This window comes from Mycobacterium sp. TH-M116, from assembly GCF_057473685.1.
The window spans coordinates 1-1,836 of record NZ_JBYCLC010000179.1 but is presented as its reverse complement, the minus strand read 5'-3'; the positions used below and the strand labels follow the sequence as shown (position 1 = coordinate 1,836).

Here is a 1,836-nt window from a genome sequence, read left to right as displayed (position 1 = left end):
TCGATGACCGCACGCTTCGAGGAATTGGGCTGGCAGCAGACTCCGATGGGTGTGATCAGCTTGCGGCGCCGATTCGACCTGACGGTGCGTGCCGACGTCTACGAGGTCAAGCTCGACGACGAGTATGTGATGTCCAGCCTCTTCACCGTCGCCGAAAGCGAGCTGGCACGGCTGGGACTGGCAAGGACGCCGGGGCTGGGTTTGGACGTGATCATCGGAGGGCTCGGGCTTGGTTACACCGCGCGAGAAGCTCTGAAGTGCAACCGGATTCACAGACTCACGGTCATCGAATACTCCGATGCCGTCATCGACTGGCACGAGCGCGATCTGCTCCCGGATACAGCCGGTCTGGCCACCGACCCCCGCGTCTCGCTCGTGTGCGCGGACTTCTTCGCGGCCGCGACAGGCTCGGTGGGCTTCGATCCGCAGCAGCCCGGCCGAACCTATGACGCGATCCTGCTCGACATCGACCACTCGCCCCGCCACGTCTTGCACCAACCGCACGCAGCCTTCTACACCCACGACGGCCTACAAGCCGCATCCGCTCATCTCGCCCCCGGCGGCACGTTCGCCATGTGGTCCGACGATCCACCGGACGACGACTTCCGCTCCGTCCTCCACACCGTCTTCACCGACGTCGACGCCCGGCAGATCTGGTTCGACAACCCCCTTACCCGGGGCCAGTCGGCCGCCACCATCTACCTCGCGACCCGATCGTGACGGCCTGAACCCACGTGCACCGGAAGTGCCTTTCCAACCTCGGGCGATCACTGCGTCAAGGCCATCAATCAGCACAGCTCGAGGGGCACTTTTCCTGATCAGGACGCCCCACGGACAGCTACTCCATCGGTGGGGCGAGGCCTACGGCCATCCACGGTGAAATCCGGGTCAGGCGAAGATCCCGGCGCGCTCCAGCATGTCGGTGAGCCGCTGCGCGGCGTCGGTGAACTGCCGCACGGTCTGCTCGGCGGCTGCGGCGGCGTCGCGGCGGCGCAGCGCGGCGATCAGCTTCCGGTGGTTGTCGACCGCGGCCGTGCCCCACTCCGGGTCGCCCGCGTACACCAGCGCCGGTATGTAGCGCCCGGCATTCAGCAGGAACCAGGCCAGCTTGATCCGGCCGCCGGCCTGGTTGAAGACGCGGTGAAACGCGAACTCGATGTCGGCGATCGCCTCGGCGTCCGCGGACTCCACGGCCGCCGCCAGGGCGTGGTTGGTGCACTCGAGCTCGTCGATCTGGGCGTCGGTGATGCGCTCGGTGGCCGCGACCGCCAGCTCCCTGGCGATCGTCTCCTGCAGCCAGAAGATGTCCTGGATGTCCTGGCGGGTCAGCGGCAGCACGACATGGCCGCGGTGCGGCTCCAGCTGCACCATGCCCTCGCCGCGCAGCTTGAGCAGGGCCTCCCGCACCGGCGTGACGCTGACCCCGAACTCGGCCGCAGTCTCGTCCAGGCGGATGAACGTTCCCGGGCGCAGCGTCCCCGACATGATCGACGCGCGCAGGTGGCCCGCCACCTCGTCGGACAACTGCGCCCGGCGCAGCGGCCGCCGTCTCCTCGGCCGGATCGATAGCGGAGCGTTCACGCGGGTTGCCAGGGCTTTCGGAGCTTGTCAGGGCGGCCGTCGAGGCCATACTGTGACCTACACAACACCATGTTTAATCAAATATCAAACCTGCGCACGCGATGTGAGGGTGAAGGGGAAGGCATCAGTTGACCGCGCAATCGGCCGGCCAGCGGACAGCGACTGCACAGTCCCGGAAATCGGCGCCACAACAGCCCTACGGGGAACAGTCCTACGGGGAACAGCCCTACCGGGCCCGCAGGCATCACTGGGTCA

At 67.0% G+C, this 1,836-nt stretch carries 2 protein-coding genes; one reads left to right on the top strand and one right to left on the bottom strand.

The annotated features are described in order from the left end of the window. Positions 1-720 (top strand): spermidine synthase (locus tag AC2VOK_RS09130; RefSeq protein ID WP_428900187.1); only part of this gene is annotated, 720 nt, incomplete at its 5' end. A gap of 168 nt (positions 721-888) precedes the next feature. Here AC2VOK_RS09130 and AC2VOK_RS09125 read toward each other — a convergent pair. Continuing rightward, positions 889-1,581, bottom strand: a complete 693-nt coding sequence (locus AC2VOK_RS09125) for a GntR family transcriptional regulator (protein ID WP_428900186.1) — start codon at positions 1,579-1,581, stop codon at positions 889-891. Between the last annotated feature and the right edge of the window lie 255 nt (positions 1,582-1,836).